This window comes from Syntrophomonas curvata, assembly GCF_052976825.1.
On the sequence record NZ_CM129641.1, the window covers coordinates 1,025,667 to 1,045,324 of the forward strand.

The 19,658-nt window shown below is 47.9% G+C and carries 20 protein-coding genes; 16 read left to right on the forward strand and 4 right to left on the reverse strand.

The window, feature by feature from the left end; translation table 11 throughout:
* Positions 1-11 precede the first annotated feature (11 nt).
* The 5 genes from ACU70B_RS04410 (at position 12) to ACU70B_RS04430 (ending at position 3,610) form a co-directional block, all read left to right on the forward strand.
* Positions 12-137: a hypothetical protein gene (locus ACU70B_RS04410; protein ID WP_447185134.1), complete on the forward strand. Its 126-nt coding sequence runs from the start codon at positions 12-14 to the stop codon at positions 135-137.
* The gene (locus tag ACU70B_RS04415; RefSeq protein ID WP_447185135.1) at positions 134-757 is read left to right on the forward strand and encodes a YiiX/YebB-like N1pC/P60 family cysteine hydrolase; all 624 of its coding nucleotides are present in this window, start codon (positions 134-136) and stop codon (positions 755-757) included. The genes ACU70B_RS04410 and ACU70B_RS04415 overlap by 4 nt, the downstream gene beginning before the upstream one ends.
* Positions 757-1,230 (forward strand): hypothetical protein, encoded by a 474-nt coding sequence (locus tag ACU70B_RS04420; RefSeq protein WP_447185136.1) that lies wholly within the window; start codon positions 757-759, stop codon positions 1,228-1,230. Before ACU70B_RS04415 ends, ACU70B_RS04420 begins: the two co-directional genes overlap by 1 nt.
* 371 nt (positions 1,231-1,601) lie before the next feature.
* Positions 1,602-2,348 (forward strand): polysaccharide deacetylase family protein, encoded by a 747-nt coding sequence (locus tag ACU70B_RS04425; protein WP_447185137.1) that lies wholly within the window; start codon positions 1,602-1,604, stop codon positions 2,346-2,348.
* A gap of 44 nt (positions 2,349-2,392) precedes the next feature.
* Positions 2,393-3,610 (forward strand): MFS transporter, encoded by a 1,218-nt coding sequence (locus ACU70B_RS04430; RefSeq protein ID WP_447185705.1) that lies wholly within the window; start codon positions 2,393-2,395, stop codon positions 3,608-3,610.
* Positions 3,611-3,624: 14 nt separating this feature from the next.
* Here the strand turns inward: ACU70B_RS04430 and ACU70B_RS04435 are convergent, their stop codons facing one another.
* A complete protein-coding gene (locus ACU70B_RS04435) occupies positions 3,625-4,368 on the reverse strand; it encodes an HD-GYP domain-containing protein (protein ID WP_447185138.1) in 744 nt (247 codons plus the stop codon).
* Positions 4,369-4,858: 490 nt separating this feature from the next.
* Between ACU70B_RS04435 and ACU70B_RS04440 the strand changes: the two genes are divergently transcribed.
* From ACU70B_RS04440 to ACU70B_RS04470, 7 genes are all read left to right on the forward strand, one after another.
* A complete protein-coding gene (locus ACU70B_RS04440) occupies positions 4,859-5,434 on the forward strand; it encodes a 4Fe-4S dicluster domain-containing protein (RefSeq protein WP_447185139.1) in 576 nt (191 codons plus the stop codon).
* Positions 5,431-6,633 carry a CoB--CoM heterodisulfide reductase iron-sulfur subunit B family protein gene (locus ACU70B_RS04445; RefSeq protein WP_447185140.1) on the forward strand — a complete coding sequence of 401 codons (1,203 nt, stop codon included), beginning with the start codon at positions 5,431-5,433 and terminating at the stop codon, positions 6,631-6,633. Before ACU70B_RS04440 ends, ACU70B_RS04445 begins: the two co-directional genes overlap by 4 nt.
* Before the next feature lie 107 nt (positions 6,634-6,740).
* Complete coding sequence (locus tag ACU70B_RS04450; protein ID WP_447185141.1) at positions 6,741-8,726, forward strand: 4Fe-4S binding protein; 1,986 nt, start codon at positions 6,741-6,743, stop codon at positions 8,724-8,726.
* On the forward strand, positions 8,717-9,151 hold the full coding sequence (locus tag ACU70B_RS04455; RefSeq protein ID WP_447185142.1) for a hydrogenase iron-sulfur subunit: 435 nt from the start codon (positions 8,717-8,719) through the stop codon (positions 9,149-9,151). Before ACU70B_RS04450 ends, ACU70B_RS04455 begins: the two co-directional genes overlap by 10 nt.
* Positions 9,148-10,053 carry a 4Fe-4S dicluster domain-containing protein gene (locus ACU70B_RS04460; protein ID WP_447185143.1) on the forward strand — a complete coding sequence of 302 codons (906 nt, stop codon included), beginning with the start codon at positions 9,148-9,150 and terminating at the stop codon, positions 10,051-10,053. Before ACU70B_RS04455 ends, ACU70B_RS04460 begins: the two co-directional genes overlap by 4 nt.
* Before the next feature lie 11 nt (positions 10,054-10,064).
* Positions 10,065-11,087 carry a 4Fe-4S dicluster domain-containing protein gene (locus ACU70B_RS04465; RefSeq protein ID WP_447185144.1) on the forward strand — a complete coding sequence of 341 codons (1,023 nt, stop codon included), beginning with the start codon at positions 10,065-10,067 and terminating at the stop codon, positions 11,085-11,087.
* On the forward strand, positions 11,074-11,916 hold the full coding sequence (locus tag ACU70B_RS04470; RefSeq protein ID WP_447185145.1) for an FAD/NAD(P)-binding protein: 843 nt from the start codon (positions 11,074-11,076) through the stop codon (positions 11,914-11,916). The genes ACU70B_RS04465 and ACU70B_RS04470 overlap by 14 nt, the downstream gene beginning before the upstream one ends.
* 274 nt (positions 11,917-12,190) lie before the next feature.
* On the opposite strand, the gene ACU70B_RS04475 is transcribed toward ACU70B_RS04470, so the two are convergent.
* Both ACU70B_RS04475 and ACU70B_RS04480 read right to left on the reverse strand, forming a co-directional pair.
* Positions 12,191-12,742: a hypothetical protein gene (locus ACU70B_RS04475; protein WP_447185146.1), complete on the reverse strand. Its 552-nt coding sequence runs from the start codon at positions 12,740-12,742 to the stop codon at positions 12,191-12,193.
* Between the two features lie 208 nt (positions 12,743-12,950).
* A complete protein-coding gene (locus tag ACU70B_RS04480; RefSeq protein WP_447185147.1) occupies positions 12,951-13,094 on the reverse strand; it encodes a hypothetical protein in 144 nt (47 codons plus the stop codon).
* Between the two features lie 229 nt (positions 13,095-13,323).
* Between ACU70B_RS04480 and ACU70B_RS04485 the strand changes: the two genes are divergently transcribed.
* The 3 genes from ACU70B_RS04485 (at position 13,324) to ACU70B_RS04495 (ending at position 17,452) form a co-directional block, all read left to right on the forward strand.
* Positions 13,324-16,005 carry an aminotransferase class III-fold pyridoxal phosphate-dependent enzyme gene (locus tag ACU70B_RS04485; protein WP_447185148.1) on the forward strand — a complete coding sequence of 894 codons (2,682 nt, stop codon included), beginning with the start codon at positions 13,324-13,326 and terminating at the stop codon, positions 16,003-16,005.
* 136 nt (positions 16,006-16,141) lie between these two features.
* Positions 16,142-16,570 (forward strand): DUF1285 domain-containing protein, encoded by a 429-nt coding sequence (locus ACU70B_RS04490; protein ID WP_447185149.1) that lies wholly within the window; start codon positions 16,142-16,144, stop codon positions 16,568-16,570.
* Between the two features lie 36 nt (positions 16,571-16,606).
* Positions 16,607-17,452 (forward strand): DegV family protein, encoded by an 846-nt coding sequence (locus ACU70B_RS04495; RefSeq protein WP_447185150.1) that lies wholly within the window; start codon positions 16,607-16,609, stop codon positions 17,450-17,452.
* 245 nt (positions 17,453-17,697) lie between these two features.
* On the opposite strand, the gene ACU70B_RS04500 is transcribed toward ACU70B_RS04495, so the two are convergent.
* On the reverse strand, positions 17,698-18,573 hold the full coding sequence (locus ACU70B_RS04500; protein ID WP_447185151.1) for a radical SAM protein: 876 nt from the start codon (positions 18,571-18,573) through the stop codon (positions 17,698-17,700).
* A 162-nt stretch (positions 18,574-18,735) separates the two neighbouring features.
* Between ACU70B_RS04500 and ACU70B_RS04505 the strand changes: the two genes are divergently transcribed.
* Complete coding sequence (locus ACU70B_RS04505) at positions 18,736-19,521, forward strand: LytR/AlgR family response regulator transcription factor (RefSeq protein ID WP_447185152.1); 786 nt, start codon at positions 18,736-18,738, stop codon at positions 19,519-19,521.
* Positions 19,522-19,658 lie beyond the last annotated feature (137 nt).

Below are 19,658 nucleotides of genomic sequence, written 5' to 3' on the forward strand. Positions count from 1 at the left end.
GTAGATAGGAAATGGTAGTATGGGGCGGTGATGATTATTGCCAGCCTGATGCCATCCCTTGGAGAAACGGCTGCGTCCGCTGGCCGGTCGCCGCTATGCTGAATATATGGAATCTGGTTCTGGTGGTGACGCTATGAAAGGATTTTTTGTGAGAGGGAAGCATTTTAACCTGGTAATATTTCCTTTTCTGGCCTTGATATTCTTTAGCCTGATAGCCTTGAGCAACCAGCATATATTTCGAGACGATAAAGCGGTAATGTACGTCTATGTTAAAAGTGCCCGCCAGGGTCACATCGGCTACGGATTTAACAGCTATTACGGCAATGATATCTCGTTTGCGGGGCTGGAACCCGGGGATTTAATCCTGGGAGCTTATCCAGGCTGTGCCTATGGGCGCTTTTCCCACGTCGGCATTTATCTGGGCAAGGGGGAAGTTATGGAGAGTTATGGCGACCTTGGGGTCAATGTTCAACCCGTCAGCCACTACCGGCAATACAGTGAAGTGTGCCTTTTACGGGTAAAGGCTGATGCTGCGGTAAAAAAGAGGGCTGTCGATTATGCCGGTAAGCAGCAGGGAGCCATGTTTTATCCTCTGGCATTTAAAAATGGGGAAAGGTACTGGAACTGCACTAAAATTATGTGGAAAGCCTATTTTGAGCAGGGGCTTGACTTTGATCCGGGAAACGATTTCTGGGTCGCTCCCGATCTTTTTTATAAGAGCGATTTGGTTGAGGTAATACGGGAAAGAAGTGTTTAATGAAGATTGCGAAGGCTATTTTACGCTTATATTTTATTCATATTTGCGCTTTCCTGGCGGTAGGCTTGAGTACCTATTATCCGCCCTGGGACATCCTGCTCGCCTTTCTCTACTTGCTGGTCGTAGGCATCGAAGCCCGTAAATTGGAACCATATGCCTCCGGCAGCAGGCGAGCGGTTATACTGGCCTGGCAGGGACCGGGCATTTTGTTGTTTTTATTTATCATAAGCCATACCACTGTTTGTGATCTAAGCAACTACGCCTTCTTCGTTATGCTGTTCTGGTATACCCCCTTAATGCCTGTGCTTTCACTCCTGCCAGGCATCGCTTGGCGGGGATGGCCCCTCTACTACTACTTGCTTCTCGCTTTGCCTTTTATCATGACGGCGTATCATTACTTTTTAAGTAATTTTCAGTATGATATCGGGATGACTCATGACATTCCGGGAAGCTGCGGCCGCAAACGGGTTTGATGAGAGAGTCGATTGAGCAGCGGCGAAGGTTGAGGCCATTATTGCACCATAAAATAATCCGCTGGTTCTTTCTCAATCATTAGAAAATCGGATCGACCGACAACTATGTGAGAAAAATTAACCAGCGGATTTTTATCAAGCCAGCGATACTCCTTACGGAAGCTTTGTTAAAATAGTACTAAGATTTATCTTCAGTTTGAAGGACTTAGAACTTTAACAAAATGGTATCGCTTGACTCTAATCATATTATGGACAAATTCATAGCGGCTATACTGGAAAAATCAAGCAAATATTAAATTGTGAAATATATAAATGCAATTAAAGTATAGATTAGTATACGGCCTATTCGTTGCTGGCGAAAGGGGATTCCTGTGAGACCGGGTAAGAATGGAAGTTTTTTGATTAAAATCATATTGCTGCTTTTGCTGTTGCCGCTGGTTATACCTTTTTTTATACCGGATTTCGGGGTTGCCTACAGCGGTGTAGTCTACGAACTGTTTACCCGGGACAAAATAGTCGCCCTTACCTTCGATGATGGTCCCCATCCCATCTATACCCCCCAGATTCTGGATATCCTGGATCAATATCAGGCCAAAGCCACGTTTTTTATGATTGGCAGCCGCATGGAGGAGTATCCCGAGATAGTAGAGGAAGTTTCCGGCCGGGGCCATCTTATTGCCAACCATACCTATACTCACCCTAAAAATTTACGAGCAGAATCCCCGGAAAGCATAAAAAAAGAAGTAGCCCGATGCCAGCAGAGCATAGAACGTTTAGCCAACCAGAACGCTTGCCTTTTTCGTCCCCCGCGAGGCATTCTGAACCAGAAAATAATCAAAATGCTGCATAAACAGGGCTATACGGTGGTGCTGTGGAGCATATCGGCTGACCACCATGATGCACCTACCCCGGAATTAATGGCGGCCCGGGTGATTAAGCATGCTCATCCTGGCGAGATTGTTCTTATTCACGATGGCCGGACGGATTTACGCTGGAAAGATGTGGAGGCTACCCGCTTGATAATCGAAAACCTCTCCAAACAAGGTTATCGATTCGTCACCCTCGAAGAACTGGCTCAAAAGCGGCCTTTAAACCGGGAGTCTGCATCCCGGGAGTAATCCTTGGTTCTTCCTGTAAATAAGAATCTATTAAAGCGCAAACAATAACTTCACAGGTATCATCAGGAAGGGCAATAAAAGTGCAAAACAATCTTCGGTCAATAGCTATTCTTTTTTTTATCTTATTTCTGGTTATGGTTGGCTTTGGCATCATCATTCCCATAATGCCGTTCTTCCTTGTTGAGTTGGGAGGAAATGCAAGTATTCTGGGTCTGTTCATGGCTACCTATTCCTTGATGCATTTTCTGCTTGCTCCCTTTTGGGGTCGTTTATCAGACCGCATAGGCCGGCGGCCGGTAATACTGATCGGGTTGTCGGGATATGGTATTACCTTTGTCCTATTTGGCCTGGTCAGCGAACTATGGATGCTGTTTGCGGTAAGGATTCTTTCCGGTGCTATTTCATCAGCTACTCTGCCTGCGGCTATGGCCTACGTAGCGGATACCACCAGCGAGGATGAGAGATCGCAGGGTATTGGTCTCATGAGTGCGGCTATGGGACTGGGATTGATTTTTGGACCTGCTCTGGGCGGGGGGCTGGGGCAACAGGGCCTTTCTATGCCGTTTTTTATTGCGGGAGGGTTGGCTCTGGTTACCTGGCCTTTTGCCTACAGGTATCTTCCTGAAACACTTAGCAGGACAGGTATAAATGCAGTGGCCGATGCAAGCGCAGCCTTATCTTCCCGCGTGATTGCCAGCCCGTTGTTTCCACTTTTTGCGCTGGCTTTGATACTTAATTTTAGTGCCGCTATGTTTGAAGCTACCTTTGTTCTCTTTGCTGCTCATCGAGCGGCTTTCGGACCTAAAGAGATAGGGCTGCTCTTTACTATACTGGGGGCAATCGGGGTGATAGTCCAAGGAAGTCTGATTGGTAGGCTGGTAAAGCGATTTGGGGATATGAGTCTCATAAAAGCAGGGCTGTTGCTGTCTGCTGCCGGCCTAAGCCTGATTCTTTTTGCCTTTGATATGGTGTCTTTATTACTCGCTGCAGCTATCTATAATATTGGTGTATCATTAATTGGGCCTAGTTCTTCAACCCTGGCAACTCAGTATAATGACCAGGGTCAAGGTACGTCTCTGGGATTAATGCAGTCTTTTGGGAGTCTGGGCAGGATAATTGGGCCGGTAGTGGGCGGTGGTTTATATGAGCTTAGCATCTTTAGTCCCTATTTGCTTGGAACCGCTATTATGATCCTGACTTACCTAGTCATAAGGCTTCATTTACACGAATTTGCCATCAGCCCGGCGGGGGAAGGGAGCTAGAGGTTTTGGCGCTTTCAGGCATCCTTCACCATTGAGAACATATCCTGCAGCACAATTTCAAACTCCCTTACCAGCACCGGATCGAGTTTCCCCTCATCAGCCTCTTGCCTGATGATACTGAGGGCCTCATTTATGCTCAAAGCTGACCGATAAGACCGATCTGTAGTCAATGCATCAAAGATGTCTACTATAGTTACTATTCTTACCTCCAGCGGTATCTCATCTCCCTTGAGCCCGTCGGGATACCCGGATCCGTCCATTTTCTCATGATGATTACGGATGATGAGCATGGCATCATGCAGCGAATTAAGCGGATGGCAAATATCAGCCCCCAGAATAGGATGGGATTCAATCTGTTGCCTCTCGCCAGGGGTTAAGGGACTGGTTTTGTTGAGTACATTTTGGTCAATTCCGATTTTTCCTATATCATGAATCAATGCTCCAATCCGCAGATTTTTTAATTGCTTTTCATTCATACCCATCCTTTCTCCCAGAAACAATGCATATTGACTAACCCGTTCGGTATGGCCTTCGGTATAGCGATCCTTGGCATCAATAGCTCGAGCCAACGAAATTACCACGTCTTCTATGTTTTCTACTGCAGCAGCATATTCCTGGCGTACCGCCAGGAAATGCTGCTTTAGCTCCCGGATGGCACATAGATACGCCCAGCTTACCCAGGAAAAAATTATAAGACAACCACATATTCCAAAAACTGCTATAATCACAGTAACGTTTAAAATATGAGAATTAAACATCCTTGGAACCTGCCAGCGCCAATAGTAATTATAAATTAGAATAACAGACAGCCTGGGTAAATTCTACCACAGATTAGGGATATCGTCCTAGAACAATAGACATCTTTGCCCTTCTATTGGCAAGACTGGCATGAGCCGGCAGGTGGCAGGGAAAGCCCGGAAATGCATATTCATTGCCTTCTGCAGCATGCAGAGACTGAAATATTAACAAAGATTTAACATAAATAGGCGGCTTATATGTATTATAATTAAATATCGATATCGAAAAAGCGCGAATTTGCCAGAATAAAGCAATTTGGGCAGTATAAACAGTTTAAGCTGCAATTATATATAGGGGGTATACATAAAATCCCTTAATATCCTGCTAAATACGGTTGTAAAAGTAGCGCTACTAAGTTTAGATTAGAAGATGGGGTTCATGTCTTGTGAAAAGCCTGCTTTAGCATGCGCCAGCTTATCGCAAGGCATTTTTAGGAAAGGAGTGAAGCTTATGGGGACTACTGTAAAACTGGTACCTCCTCAAGGAAAAGATCGCGCCCTGCTGAGCAGGATAGAACAGGAAGCCGGAACCAGCATTAATTTGTGCTACCAGTGCGGCAAGTGTTCTGCTGGTTGTCCGGTGGGGTTCGCTATGGATTATACCCCCCGGCAGGTTATCAGGTTATTGCAGCTCAACTTGACTGATGAGGCCCTGAATGCTGAGAGCATATGGATTTGCGCCAGTTGCGATACCTGTTCCGCCCGTTGCCCCAGAGGGGTTGATATAGCTTCTCTAATGGACACCTTGAGGCGGGAAGCCTTGGCGCAAGGGAAAATTAGTGATAAAAAAGTAGCCATATTTAATGAAGCCTTTCTGGGTGGAGTTAGAAATTTCGGGAGAACATTTGAGGCCGGGCTGCTCTTAAAGCATAACCTGAAAACCATGCAGCCTTTCAAGGATGCCCAACTGGGTTTGCCTATGATGAGTCGGGGCAAGGTTCACCTCTTGCCCGCTAAAATAAAGGGCCGGGAACAGGTAAAGAAGATATTTGAACGGGCTGAAAAGATGAGGGGTGAGCAAGAATGAAACTAGCCTACTATCCTGGTTGTTCCTCGGAGGGCAGCGCTATAGAATATGATCTTTCCACGAAAAAAACCGCCCTGCTTTTGGAAACGGAACTGAAGGAACTTAAAGATTGGAATTGCTGCGGGGCCACATCTGCCCATAATACCAATAAACTGTTGTCCCTGGCTCTGCCGGCCAGGAATCTTGCCATTGCCGAGCAAAACGGCATGGACATGATTCTTGCTCCCTGTGCCGCCTGCTATAACCGTTTGCACAGCACCGAATTGATAGCACGTAAGGATGAAGCGGTACGGGAGCAGATTAAAGAAGTAATAGATATGGATTTTGCCGCCCAAACCTCTACTGTTTCCGTTCTGGAATGGCTGGATGGCAAGGTGGGGGCAGATAAAATAAAAGCCATGGTTAAAAATCCTTTGAAGGGAATGAAAGCGGCCTGCTATTACGGCTGTTTACTGGTTAGACCGGTGGAGCATACCGGATTTGATGACCCGGAAGACCCCCGGAGCATGGACCGGATTGTGCAAGCACTGGGGGCAGAGACGGTGGACTGGCCCTTCAAAGTCGAGTGCTGTGGTGCAGCCCTCGCTACCTCCAGGCCGGAAATTGGGGCCAAAATGATTTATGATGTGATAAGTAATGCCAGAGATGCCGGGGCTGATTGCCTGGTTACGGCCTGCCCTCTTTGTATGCTTAATCTTGATATGCGCCAGGCGGGAGCAGAAAAGGCAGCTGGCGAAAAGCTGGGCCTGCCGGTATATTACGTAACCGAACTGGTAGCTTTGGCCGGCGGAGCCAGCCCGGACGAAATAGGCATAGGCAAGCACTTTGTGGAGGCAAAGGGCTATCTGGCTTCACTTCCGGCCCGGGCGGCGGCGATGGAAGCGGCAGCCCCGAAAAAAGCCGAAAAAGCAGGAAGTGAAGATAAAACTGCTGATGCTGCTGGTAATGAAGATGCCGAAGCGCTGCAGAAAAAGATAGATGCCATGATCAAGGCCTTCAACAAGAGCCCTGACAAGATGGCCGCCCGTCTGATTGAAGGCGAGGAAAGGGCTAAAATACTGGCGGAGATAATAACCGGGGATGAGAAAAAGATAGCCCGTCTGGCCGAGCTTATGATTACCGATAAGGATAAAGCCGGCAAAGCCGCCGATGCTTTTGTCACCGGTGAGCTTAAAAAGAGAGAAAAAGCAGGCTCATAGGAGGATAGGCGTTATCCCCTCACCCCTTACTATAGATAAAATTTTGATACAGTTTGAGAACGATCATAGAGTCTGTGTTAATCCAGTGATTTAAGGAGGGAGAGAAGATGAGCAAACGGGTGGGTGTTTTCGTATGTGAGTGCGGCACCAACATAGCTTCCGTGGTAGACACCGTTCGGGTGGCAGAGGAAGCTTTAAAGCTGCCCGGGGTTGTATTTGCCACCACCTATAAATATATGTGCTCGGACCCGGGACAGGAGTTAATCAGAAAATCGATTGAAGAGCAGGGGCTGTCCCAGGTTGTAGTTGCGTCCTGTTCACCGCGTATGCATGAAAAGACTTTTCGTAAAGCGGTGGAGGCAGGCGGGATAAACCCCTACCTTTTCGAGATGGTCAATATCAGAGAACAGGATTCCTGGGTTCATCATGACCGGGAAGAGGCCACGCGAAAGGCTATTGACCTGGTCAGAATGTCAGTTAACAAGGTTTTGCGCAATAAACCGCTGCAGATTTCTACAATTCCGGTTACCCGGAAGGCACTGGTAGTGGGAGGCGGTATTTCCGGAATGCAAGCGGCCTTGGACATTGCCGAAGCCGGGCATCCGGTAATACTGGTGGAAAGGGAAGCCAGTATCGGGGGCAAAATGACCCAGATTGACAAAACCTTTCCTACCATGGACTGCGCCGCCTGAATAGGCACCCCCAAGATGGTTGCTGTGGCGCAGCACCCTAACATTGAACTTATAACCTATGCCGAGGTAACCAAAGTTACCGGATATATCGGCAATTTTAATATAACCATCAAGAAAAAGGCGAAATACGTTGACTGGGATGCCTGTACCGGATGCGGTACCTGTATGGAGAAATGTCCCACCAAGAAAATCAAGGATGAGTTTGACCTGGGTCTGGGTTTAAGAACCGCGATTCACAAGGTCTACCCCCAGGCAGTTCCGGGCAAACCCTATATAGATGCCGAACATTGTACCAAGCTGACCAAAGGCAAGTGCGGGGTCTGTGAGAAGGTATGTCCAACCCAGGCCATCAAGTTTGATGACCAGGATGAGTATATAACCCGGGAGGCAGGAGCCATAGTTATGGCTACCGGTTATGACCTGTTTAACTGGGAAGAGGCCTACGGGGAGTACGGTTATGGCAAATACCCGGATGTAGTCAGCAGTCTGCACTTTGAACGCCTGGTAAGCGCCGGTGGTCCTACCGGAGGCAAGATAAAGAGGCCTTCAGATGGCAGGGAACCTAAAAGCGTTGCCTTTATCAAGTGCGTGGGCTCGCGGGATGACACCAAGGGCAAGAGCTATTGCTCCCGGGCCTGCTGCATGTACACGGCCAAACATGCCTATCAGGTAAAGGATAAAATTGCCGATAGCGAAGCCTATGTATTCTATATGGACGTGCGCACTGCCGGCAAGAACTACGAAGAATTTTACCAGCGCTCCCTTAATGCCGGAGCCAGATATATTAGAGGCCGGGTAAGCAAGATTTATCCCCGCGGGGACCGGTTGGTTTTAAAAGCTGAAGACAGCCTTATAGGCCGGCCCATTGAAGTGGAAGCTGATATGGTGGTTTTAGCGACTGCCATGGTGCCTTCCATGGGTTCGGGCGAACTGGCCAGGACGATAGGCTTTTCCATCGACAAGGATGGCTTTTATCAGGAAGCCCATCCCAAACTGCAGCCGGTAGAAACATTTGCCGCCGGCGTATTTCTGGCCGGAGCCTGCCAGGGACCCAAGGATATTCCGGATTCAGTGGCTCAGGCCAGTGCGGCTGCAGCGAAAGTGATGGGGCTTTTGGCTAAAACCGAATTGGCCACGGAGCCGATGGTTTCCGAAGTCGACACCAATAAATGTTCGGGCTGCGGGCTATGCGTTCCCATATGCCCTTACAATGCCATCACCCTGGGTGAGATTCAGGAGAGAGGGCATCATGGTCCCATCAAACGTAATGTAGCGCAAATCAACAGCAGCCTTTGCCAGGGATGTGGAGCCTGTGTTCCCGCCTGCCGCAGTGCAGCCCTGAATACCAAAGGTTTTACCGACGAACAACTGGTAGCGGAGGTGGATGCTTTATGTCTATAGACAGCAAAACTGGCTGGGAGCCCAGGATAATCGTTTTTGCCTGTAACTGGTGTACCTATGCGGCGGCTGACCTGGCCGGTCTGAACCATCTGGAATATCCGGCCGATGTCAGGATTATCCGTACACCGTGCTCCGGACGCATGGATCCCATGTTTGTACTGCGGGCCTTCAACCGGGGGGCAGACGGAGTGCTTTTATCGGGGTGACACCCGGGTGAATGCCACTATGGTAGTGGCAATTACTATAACCGCCGCCGCCACACGATAATGAAGAGTATGTTGGAATATATCGGGGTGGAGCCGGAAAGATACCAGACTGCCTGGATATCTGGGGCTGAAGGCATTAAGTTTCAGCAGACCATGGAAAAATTGGTGGCCGACGTCAAGTCGCTGGGACCTAACGGAAAGCTGAGGGATGCAAGATGACAGATATAACCTTAAAAATAAGAGAAATTGCTGCCCGGCTTTTGGAAAATGGTCAGGTGCAAATGTTTCTGGGTTGGGAAAAAGGTCCGGAGGAACACCAGACCCGTCCCTTTATCGCCCGCCGGGTGGAAGATGTCGAAAAGCTGGTATTTAACGAGTATTCGATTCATAACCTGGCCAATACCCTGTTAAAATACCGGGATGGAAACGAGAAGATAGGAATTGTAGCCAAGGGCTGCGATTCCCGCGGAATCATTAGATTATTGCAAGACGGTCAATTCCAGAGAGAACGCCTGTATATAGTAGGAGTCCCCTGCCCGGGAATGAAAGACCCGCTGCAGGCGGTCAAAAACAAATCGGGATTCTTCCCTGTTGCAGCTGATTCCGGGCTGGCTGCAAAATGCGTTAACTGCATTGAGCCCAACCCGGTTATCTATGATGAATTGATTGGCGAGAAAGAGACCCCACGGGTGCAGGAGGGGCGTTTCCAGCAGGTACAGGATATAGAAAACATGTCTGTCGATGAGCGCTATCGCTTCTTTGAAGACATATTTTCCCGCTGCATTCGCTGCTACGCCTGCCGTCAGGCCTGTGTAGCCTGCAACTGCCGCACCTGTATATTTGATGAGATGAAGCCCCAGTGGGTAGGACGGGAAACCAGTATCAGCGACAATTTTATGTACCACCTGGTGCGGGCCTCCCATATGGCCGGACGCTGTGTTGAGTGTGGCGAATGTGAACGGGTCTGCCCGGTAAACATCCCTCTTATGCTCATAAACCAGAAGCTGATCAAAGATGTAAACACTTTCTTCGGGCCTTATGAAGCGGGTATGGCTTATACTGAGGGGGCTAAACCACCCCTTAGCAGCTATCAGGAAAACGACCCGGATAATTTCCTATAGGGGGTGAAGATATGCAGATATTAAGCAAATCAAAACTAAATGCTGCCCTTGATTTATTAAGCCGGCAGGCTGAGCTGTTTGTCCCCCTGGCCCGGGGAGAGGAGAGCGGCTATTATCCCTGGAAGAGCTATCAGGCCGGGAGCGACCAGCTGATGCTGGATGCTTTAAATGTTATGCTTCCTCCGAAAGGGATAGTATTCCCTCAGACCGAGAGGATTTACAGTTTTATCGGCAATGGTCAGGGAGTGGAAATAAAGGAAAGCTTTGAAAACCGTGAACCCAGCATTATTTTTGGCATCCGTTCCTGTGACGCGGCGGCTATCGGCTGTTTTGATGATGTGTTTTTAACCATGGGTTATGTAGACAGCCTTTATGCAGCCCGCCGGGAAAATACCGCTATAATAGCCCATGCCTGTTACCAGCCGGGAGATAATTGCTTCTGCGATGCCATGGGCATTGATCCGATTGAACCGGCTAATGCGGATGTGATTCTCAGGGATAGCGGGGATGCCTACATCTGGGAAAGCAAGACCGAAAAAGGTGATAAACTGACTGCGGCCCTGAGTTCCCTGCTGGAAAATAAAGAGGCTGCAGCACCGCCGATGCAGGCTTTTAAGCACCAGGTGGATTATGGGGGGGTAGCCGAAAAACTTAAAGACATGTTCGAAGATTCGATATGGGATGACCTTTCCCAGACCTGTCAGACCTGTGGTATTTGTACCTATGTCTGCCCCTCCTGCTATTGTTTCGATGTTCAGGTAAAATCGTGGGGAGATGAAGGCTATCGCTTCCGTTGCTACGATTCCTGTATGTATGGCGAATATACGCAGATGGCTGGTGGTCACAATCCCCGTAGTGATACCCGGGAACGCTTCCGTAACCGCTTTCTGCACAAGCTGGAGTTTTTTAAGGAGAGATATGGCAAACCCCTTTGCACCGGTTGCGGCAGATGCATAGTGGCCTGTCCGGCCGGGATAAATATAGCCCAGATTATAAAGCGGATTAAGGAGGCGGATACCAGTGCCGGAGCATAAGTGTAACTGTGAGAACCCGCTGGTTCCGGGAATTGTGGAAGTTATAGACATTAAAGACGAAACCCCGGATGTCAAGAGTTTCTTTGTACGCAGTGTTGACGGGGGAGTACCCTTTGATGTTATGCCGGGTCAGTTGGGGATGGTGTCCCTCTTGCCGGTAGGTGAAGGTATGTACTCCGTTTCCTGGCAGGAAGAACAGGAGTACCTGCAATTTGCCATAAAAAGAGTGGGCTTGATGACCGATGAATTACATCGGATAGAAGTGGGGCAGAAACTGGGGGTCAGAGGACCATACGGCAACGGATTCCCGGTAGAGGACTGCAAAGGCAAGGATATGCTGTTTATTGCCGGCGGTATCGGGCTGGCTCCTTTGCGTTCCTTTATCAAGTACTGCTTTAAACACCGTGCGGACTATGGCAAAATTCAGATAATATATGGCAGCCGCAGCTATGCCGATCTTTGTTTTAAAGATGAGCTCTTTGAAAAATGGCCCCGGGAAAAAGATACTGAAGTCTATACCACCATTGACAACCCGGAAGCAGCCTGGGACGGTCATGTAGGATTTGTCCCGGCCTACCTGGAAGAAATAAATCCCTCACCAGAGGGCACAATAGCAGTTGTCTGCGGACCGCCGATAATGATAAAGTTCGTACTGCAGTCTCTGGAGAAGATGGGATACACCGATGAACAGGTCATAAGTACCCTGGAAATGCGGATGAAATGCGGCATCGGCAAGTGCGGACGCTGCAACGTGGGCAGCGAGTATATCTGTCTGGACGGCCCGGTTTTCACCCTGGCCCAGCTTAAAAAACTGCCCCCGGAGTGGTAGATGCTCCCCCAACCCGGATAGTATTTCTAGTGTTCGGATAAACGTTTGTGGAGAGAGCGGAAGTCGTAGCCGCAATATTCCTTAAAAGCCCGGCCTTCTGCTGTGGTAAAGCCGATGTTGTGGATTAATAATGGTTAGGGGTAGGGGACTGAGGTTCCATCGCTTTCCCTCGCCTTTATCTCTTTTAATCCATATTGCGGCTACACCTTCCTAGGGAAGTTTCCCACCAAACTTCTAAGGGTGCCTGCATACCAAACTGCAGGCACCCTTAATGCTAATTGCGGCTGATCCAACTGGTCAGGATAACGCCAATCGCGTTGGCCAGCCATCCGTTCTCTTCCAGCAGCCCTTGAAAGTCAGAGAGGCTTCCCGGCTTGATTGCTTTAGCCGATAAGATTTCTTTTAACCTGGCCAGTAAAGACTCATACTCCGTCGATGACCCGGAGGCCTTGATTTTTATCAAGCCGCTCAGATAATCCAGATAATCACTAAGCCTGTTTTCCTGCTCGAGTTCAGTAAACAGCGCTTCAGTGCAGCAAGAGGTTTCTTCTCCATTGTCATAATAGGCTCGATCCTGAAACCATTCACCGTCAACATATTCGTGCTCTGCAGCAGCAACCAAAAACGTTTCCTGCGACTTGAGATCCGTCAGGATATCACCAGCCGCAATATCTGCGCCCGGATACAAAGCTATATACCTGCGTCCGGTATAGGGGTCTTGATTTTTCAGTCCGGAAACCTCTGCAATTACCTCGGAGTCTCTCTTCACAGCCAGTCTTAATCCGGCCATTTCCATTATGGTTTGCAAAACAGGATTAACATCCATAACTTCCCCCCACTTTACACCTTACTACCTTAATTATTAATTATCCTAAGGATTAATAATACCTGCAAATGAAATAAAAAATCAGCGCGAAATTTCCGATCATCAATTTCCCGGTTAGTCAAGGCAGACATGAGGGGGAGGGGGAAAAGCAAAAAAACAAGAACCGATGGATAATCAACCCACCGGTCCGGTTCATGATAACACTTTTTTAAAAAAATGCTCCGCCATATAGGTAGCCAAGGTAGAACAACCCTACTATAGCTACTACATGAAGTATCCACCATCCGGCCTTGAGGAAATTAAATGTTCCAAGATCATAACCTTCCTCAGTTTTGATTTCATGATCTTCCACTGGGAAGCCTCCTTTCCATTTTGTAAATTAATTTAGTGTTAATATTGCCAATTTAGATAAGAATATACATTAAGGGGGCCAAACAACAGTAAATAAAATATTTATGACTGCGATAAAACCTAGAATTGCTTAAATAATTTGACAGGTTGATTTTTATTAATAAAATGTAATCTATACCAAAGCAATTATTGCACAAACTTGTGCACGAGGAATGAAGGGAGAATTGAAGATGCCAAACCTGCGTAAAGATCTTCTTAACCCCACCTTAAAAGAAACATTGAGCCTGTTTCAACTGGATAAGAACTACGTATCAGGACAGGGACACTACCTGGTCGATGGAAATAACCGGCGTTATCTGGACTTCATTTCCCAGTACGGGGCGGTTCCCTTCGGGTATAACCCTGATTTTATCTGGGAACGGCTGCAGGAAGTAAGGGAAAAATCCCTGCCCAGTTTGGTTCAGCCTTCCCTGCCGGGGGAAGCCTTGAAACTGGCCAATATGCTGGCAGATGTTACTCCGGGCGACCTTTGCTATTGTACTTTTTGCCAGAGTGGCACCGAAGCGGTGGAAACCGCTATTAAAATGGTCCGTTCCGGCAGCGGCAGAGAAATGATAGTTTCGACTAAAAACAGTTTTCACGGCAAGACCATGGGGGCTTTGTCAGCCACCGGCAAAGAATCTTATCAGAAGCCTTTCTTTGCGCCGATTCCCGGATTCATAACGATACCCTACAACGATGTAAAGGCATTACAACAGGTTTTTGCCGAACATGGCAGTAATATTGCAGCTTTTATTGTCGAGCCGGTGCAGGGTGAAGGCGGTATAATCGTGGCCGAGCCCGGTTACCTGGCTGCAGCCCGGGAAATATGTACAGCTTATGGGGCAGCCCTTATTGTCGATGAAATCCAAACTGGTCTGGGCCGAACCGGGAAACTGTTTGCCTGTGAATACGATGGCATTGAACCGGATATCCTGCTTCTGGCTAAAGCCTTAGGGGGCGGACTGCTGCCCATGGGGGTCTGTATCAGCAACTCTGCGGTATGGAACGATGATTTTGGTATGCTGCACAGTTCAACTTTCGCCAATAATAATCTGACCTGTTATGTAGGTCAGGCGGTATTGGAAAAACTGCTCGCCAATAAACAAGAGATTATACGGGAAGTAGCTGACAAAGGCGATTATATTCTGGATAAGTTAAGGAAACTGGCAGAACGCTACCCGGATGCGGTCAAGGAAGTCCGTGGCCGCGGTCTTATGTTGGGCTTGGAATTCCATGACCTGCGCGATACCGGCTCCTACGACATGGCTTTTATGGTCAACTACGGCGGGTTTACCGCCCTGGTGGTTGGTTTTCTGCTCAATGTATATCACATTCGGCTGGCGCCTTTTCTAAATGACTCTATGACCTTAAGACTGGAGCCTTCGTTAGACATATCTTATGAGGATATTGACTATGTTCTGGAAGCTTTGGAGGTAGTCTGCAGAATTGTCAGCAAGCGTGATTTTGCCAAGTTTTATCGCTACCTGATCGGCGATTGCAGCAAAGTTGAGGAAATTATAGATTATCGTCCGATCAGTCGTAAAATAAAGAGCACTGAACTTCGTGAAGGGGAAGAACCCACCCAGAAGTTTGCCTTTATCATTCATTACCCGGGTCCGGAAGATGTAATAGCTAACAACCCGTCTTTTAATTCATTTACTCGTCAGGAGCTATACCGCTTCCTGGATTGGCAAAAAGACAGTCCCGGAGTGGATGTGGTTTGCCACATGCCGGCCATCAGGTCAAGAGATGGCAAAATCGCCGAAGGCTGGTTAATCGGAGTGCCCTTTGGCGCCCGGGAGATCATGAGCCTGCCCCGGGAGGAAACAACAGCGGCGATTGCTGAAGCTGTCGATTTGGGTAAGGAGCTGGGCGCCGGAATAGTTGGGCTGGGGGCCTTGACTTCGGTGGTGACCCGGGGGGGGAGATCAGTGCAGGGGCGGGGAGTGGCTATAACCAGCGGCAACAGTTTTACCACTCTTATGGCTGTGGAAGCTTTATTTGCCGGAGCCTGCAGAATGCATATCGATCTTACTCAGGCTCGGGCTGCGGTAGTGGGGGCAACCGGTTCTATCGGCCGTGCATGCGCTCTTATATTATCTGAACAAATAAGCCGGATAACCCTGCTGGGCAATCCTAACCGGCTGAACAGCAGCAGCCGGAGGTTAAAATCGCTGTTCTCCGATCTCTTCACCTATGCTCACCAGAGAATGAAGGCAGGTAAGCTAAGCGGCTTAAGTGAGTGGTTAAAGCAAACGGTGGATATGCTGATGGCGCAGGATGATTCCCGGGCGCGGAATTTCGCTCAGGTACTCCTTGACGGAGTGGATCTATCCACCCAGATGTTATCCGATATATGTGACCATCTGGACATAGATTTGCCGTTAAAGGCTAGTGTAGAGGTGGATGAAACCCTGCCTTTGTGTGATATGATTGTGGCGGCCAGCAATTCTCCGGATTACATTATTTATCCCCGGCATCTTAAGCCTGGGGCGGTTGTTTGTGATGTTGCCCGCCCGGCTGATGTATCACCGCAGGTCTTTAAAGAACGGGATGATGTTCTTATCCTTGAGGGGGGGCTGGTACAGTATCCGAGCGACATAGCCTTCGGCCCTAATCTGGGCTACCGTGATGGTGTAAACCTGGCCTGTCTTTCGGAAACGGTGCTGCTGGCCCTGGAAGGCGATTATAATGACTGCAGCATCGGCTCCAAGATGCCGCTGGAGACAGTCAACTATCTGCGTGAGCTGGGGCAAAAGCATGGGCTGGGCCTGGCCGGACTCAAGATGAATAATCAGGAAATAAGCAATCGGGAGATCGAAGCCATATACCAGAGGTCTTTGCAGTTAAAAAATGTTGAAAACATGTAATGCCGCCGCTCCCCAAATAAATCAGCCGGAGTGAGCCAGGAATAAGTTCCTGGCTTAATGCTGTGTACTTGCCTTTTTTTGCTTTCCGGGAAAGATTTGCAGTAAAATATAGGGAAGCAACATGCAGGGAGGGTAAATGATGGAACTCACAGAGATAATCATAAAAAAAGATGGCAAGTGGTATTTTGGTCAGGCGGAGATGTTTCGCCGCAACATTTTAAATATCCTGGCCAGGAACATCGAGCGTCAGGACGATGGCAGCTATTGCATAAAGTTGGGTGAAGATATCAATCCGATAACCGTGGAAGATGTGCCGTTTCTGGCTACCGGATATACAGAAGATGAGGATGGAAGGGTAAAGCTTTGCTTTCATGATTTGCAGGAGATGGCGCTCTTGAATGAGCTCAAGCTCTATCTCAAAGGTGATGTTCCTTATATAAGCTTCAGATGGGAGGCCGATACCCGTTTGAGCCGGGGAGTTTACTGGAAGCTCAGTGAGTTCTTTGACCTCCGGGGAGAGGAAATATATATCGTCCCGCCGGGAGCGGCAAAGCTGCAACAGTAATTATATCTACCGTTATGGGAGGTTAGGAGGAGAATAATGGCTTTAAGGATAATAACTGATACGTCCTGCGACTTGCCTGACAGCGAGCTGGGAAAATACAGTATCGAGATGATACCGCTAAAGGTTACCTTTGATAACGGGGAGACCTTTCTGGACCGTTTTGAACTGGGACCGGCTAATTTTGTTAAAAAAATGAAACTTGCCAAAATACTTCCCAAGACTTCCGCTCCTGACCCCAATATCTTTATTGAGTATTTCGAGAAAGGGTTAAAAGACGTCGGAGAGGTTCTTTTTGTCAGTCTTTCCTCGGGGCTTAGCAGTACTTACCAGACGGCACAGCTGGCCTGCAATATGCTGGGCAGTGAAAAGGTTAAAATCTTCGATACCCTTACCGCATCTCTGGGAACAGGTATCATGGCTATCAAGGCTGCCCGTATGGCTGCCCAGGGTTTGTCGACGGACCGTATTATGGAACGGTTAAACCAGATGCGGGCGAGCAGGGAAGTCATTTTTACCCTGGATACACTGGAAAATGTGGTAAAAGGCGGTCGCCTCAGCCGAATCGAAGGCCTGGCTGGCACATTGTTACATATAAAGCCCATCTTGAGGGGAAATGATCAGGGTGTTCCCGAGGTGATTGAGAAGGTTAAGGGAAGAAAGAAGGCTATGCACCGGCTGGTAAGCATGCTGGGAGAGGTGGCAGGCAGTTCGGTAAAGGACAAACTGATTGGAATAAGCCATGTGAACTGTGAGCGGGATGCGATTCACCTCAGCGAAGAGATAAAAGACCGCTATAATCCGGCCAACGAGATAATTATATCCGAAATGAGCGCCACCATCGGCACTTATGCCGGTGAAGGCGGGCTCATGATAAATATCTGAGGGCAAAAAAAAGGGGCTTTAAAAGCCGATCAAGCCCCTGTTAGTAATGGTATTAACCCTATATCTAATCCCCCCATATTATTTATATATGCAAATTCTGTGCCTTAATTATATGCCTACGTAATTTACCCGCCGTTAAGGGCTTTAAGCCGGATTCACTTTCAAGAATATTCAATTAATTTGTTGCACAATCAAGACGCTAGTGGTATTACCCGCTGAGACACTGTCTCAGCGGGAGACATTATTTACAATCTGCTCAGGTGGGGGGGACGAAAATGCGACCTGTCCAGGGAAAGGGCGTGATCAATGGAGGCCAGCATTTTGTGTTTATCTTCGGGCAGCTTACCTTGTACATTCCAATAGTTGGCGACATGATCGCTTAAAACCATGCTGCGGTCGCATTCCAGATTTTCCACCAGCCAGCGCAGTTCCTGCAAGGCCTGGTGGGGGGTTAATAATGTAAAATTGCCCTGGCCGTACTCTTCATAGAGCGGAGTACCAGGGTAGGGAACCAGGGTCCTTATTCTGATAAAGTCAGGGCTAAAGACGCTCAGTACCCGGGCACTGTTAATGGCATGTTCCTTGCTTCTTTCCAGCCCGCCGACCCCGGTAAGGTAATATTCGCTGACATCGATACCGGCTTTCTTCAGTTTTAAACCGGCAGATATTATCTGTTCGGCATTGGTCCCTTTTTTTATTCTTTCCAGGGTAACGTCGTCGCCGCTTTCCATACCGGTGTGTATCCGGCTTAGTCCGGCTGCCTTAAGCTGGCGCAGCTCCTCATCGCTTTTGCGGTCCACAAAACGGGCTGAACCATAGACGGTTATACGCTGCAGGCGGGGAAACAACTGGCGGGCATAATTTAATATTTCCACCAGTCGCTCCGTTTTCATCACTATCGTATTTCCATCCGGGAAAAAGAGTGATTCTATATATTCCCCATAATAGCCCCGGGCCGCGGCCAGGTCTTCTTTGATTTCCTCAACCGAACGCAGCCGGAATTTAGTTTTTTTGTACATATTGCAAAAGGTGCATTTATTATGGGGGCAGCCTATACTGGCCTGAATCAAGAGACTATGGGCTTCACTAGGGGGGCGGTATACGGTTCCTTCATAACGCATGATTACACCTCCTCTGCTCACTAGATTAGCAAAAAGCAGTGCTCTTTTAAAGTATGCAGCGGCAAATAGATATTGTTATATCTCTGTAAAACCTATATATTAACAATAGGCGCTGTCTTATAAAAATGGCTTATACCCAGGAATAGGGGTTGGTTAATAACCATGTCTGTAAGGCTGTTAATCGTTGATGATGATGAACGGGAAAGAATAGTACTCCGCTATGTGCTTGAGCAAATCAAAGACGTTGCGATTGTAGGGGAAGCTTCGCATGGCCTGGAGGCTCTCCTGCTATGCCAGGAAAAAAAAGTGGATCTGGTTTTCCTGGATATTACCATGCCGGAAATGGGCGGTTTGGAGACCGCGCATAAATTAAGGCAATTAAAAGATTTGCCCTTGTTTGCTTTCATCACCGTTAAAAAGGATATGGCAGTAGAAGCTTACGAATTGGGGGCCCTGGATTATATTGTGAAACCAATTGAACAGAGTCGTATTGAACGTACTATTGAACGGGCCAAGCAACAGATAGCCCATCAAGATATTATCGAAGAACTGGTAAAAGGCAAATTAAAAGAGCGTATTGACTTAATCCTGGAACGCTACCGCAATTATGAAATATATTCCAACAAACTGCCGGTACGGGAAAAGGGTAAAATATCTTTATTAAACCAGGAAGATATTGTATTTTGTGAGAGCCAGGGGAAAAAGGTTTATATATGTACCTGTGACGGGGGCTACCTCAGCAACTACACCCTTAATGAACTGGAAAACCGCTTAAACAGTATTAATTTTTTCAGAGCCCATCAGGCCTTTATTGTTAACATCAACTTTATTAAAGAGATTATTAATTTTGGGGAAGGCTCTTATCTCCTGCACCTGGAAAACTGCAATAAAGATATTATTCTGAGCCGTTCCAAGGCCAAATTGCTGAGGCAAAAGCTGGGGATTTGAGATAAAACGAATCATACCTAAAAAAATGCAAATGAAACCTAAAAACTGATACAATATACCCAATATCAATTATTTCGAGACTTACTGGCCGGGATATTGTTTACATTAAAACGGTTGGGGGGAAGGCCTTTTGAGGT

Coding starts and splice junctions, on each gene's coding strand:
- ACU70B_RS04410 (WP_447185134.1), top strand. CDS start 12: ATGGTAGTATGGGGCGGTGATGATTATTGCCAGCCTGATGCCATCCCT.
- ACU70B_RS04460 (WP_447185143.1), top strand. CDS start 9,148: ATGACAGATATAACCTTAAAAATAAGAGAAATTGCTGCCCGGCTTTTG.
- ACU70B_RS04415 (WP_447185135.1), top strand. CDS start 134: ATGAAAGGATTTTTTGTGAGAGGGAAGCATTTTAACCTGGTAATATTT.
- ACU70B_RS04465 (WP_447185144.1), top strand. CDS start 10,065: ATGCAGATATTAAGCAAATCAAAACTAAATGCTGCCCTTGATTTATTA.
- ACU70B_RS04435 (WP_447185138.1), bottom strand. CDS start 4,368: ATGTTTAATTCTCATATTTTAAACGTTACTGTGATTATAGCAGTTTTT.
- ACU70B_RS04475 (WP_447185146.1), bottom strand. CDS start 12,742: ATGGATGTTAATCCTGTTTTGCAAACCATAATGGAAATGGCCGGATTA.
- ACU70B_RS04500 (WP_447185151.1), bottom strand. CDS start 18,573: ATGCGTTATGAAGGAACCGTATACCGCCCCCCTAGTGAAGCCCATAGT.
- ACU70B_RS04505 (WP_447185152.1), top strand. CDS start 18,736: ATGTCTGTAAGGCTGTTAATCGTTGATGATGATGAACGGGAAAGAATA.
- ACU70B_RS04420 (WP_447185136.1), top strand. CDS start 757: ATGAAGATTGCGAAGGCTATTTTACGCTTATATTTTATTCATATTTGC.
- ACU70B_RS04495 (WP_447185150.1), top strand. CDS start 16,607: ATGGCTTTAAGGATAATAACTGATACGTCCTGCGACTTGCCTGACAGC.
- ACU70B_RS04485 (WP_447185148.1), top strand. CDS start 13,324: ATGCCAAACCTGCGTAAAGATCTTCTTAACCCCACCTTAAAAGAAACA.
- ACU70B_RS04440 (WP_447185139.1), top strand. CDS start 4,859: ATGGGGACTACTGTAAAACTGGTACCTCCTCAAGGAAAAGATCGCGCC.
- ACU70B_RS04490 (WP_447185149.1), top strand. CDS start 16,142: ATGATGGAACTCACAGAGATAATCATAAAAAAAGATGGCAAGTGGTAT.
- ACU70B_RS04445 (WP_447185140.1), top strand. CDS start 5,431: ATGAAACTAGCCTACTATCCTGGTTGTTCCTCGGAGGGCAGCGCTATA.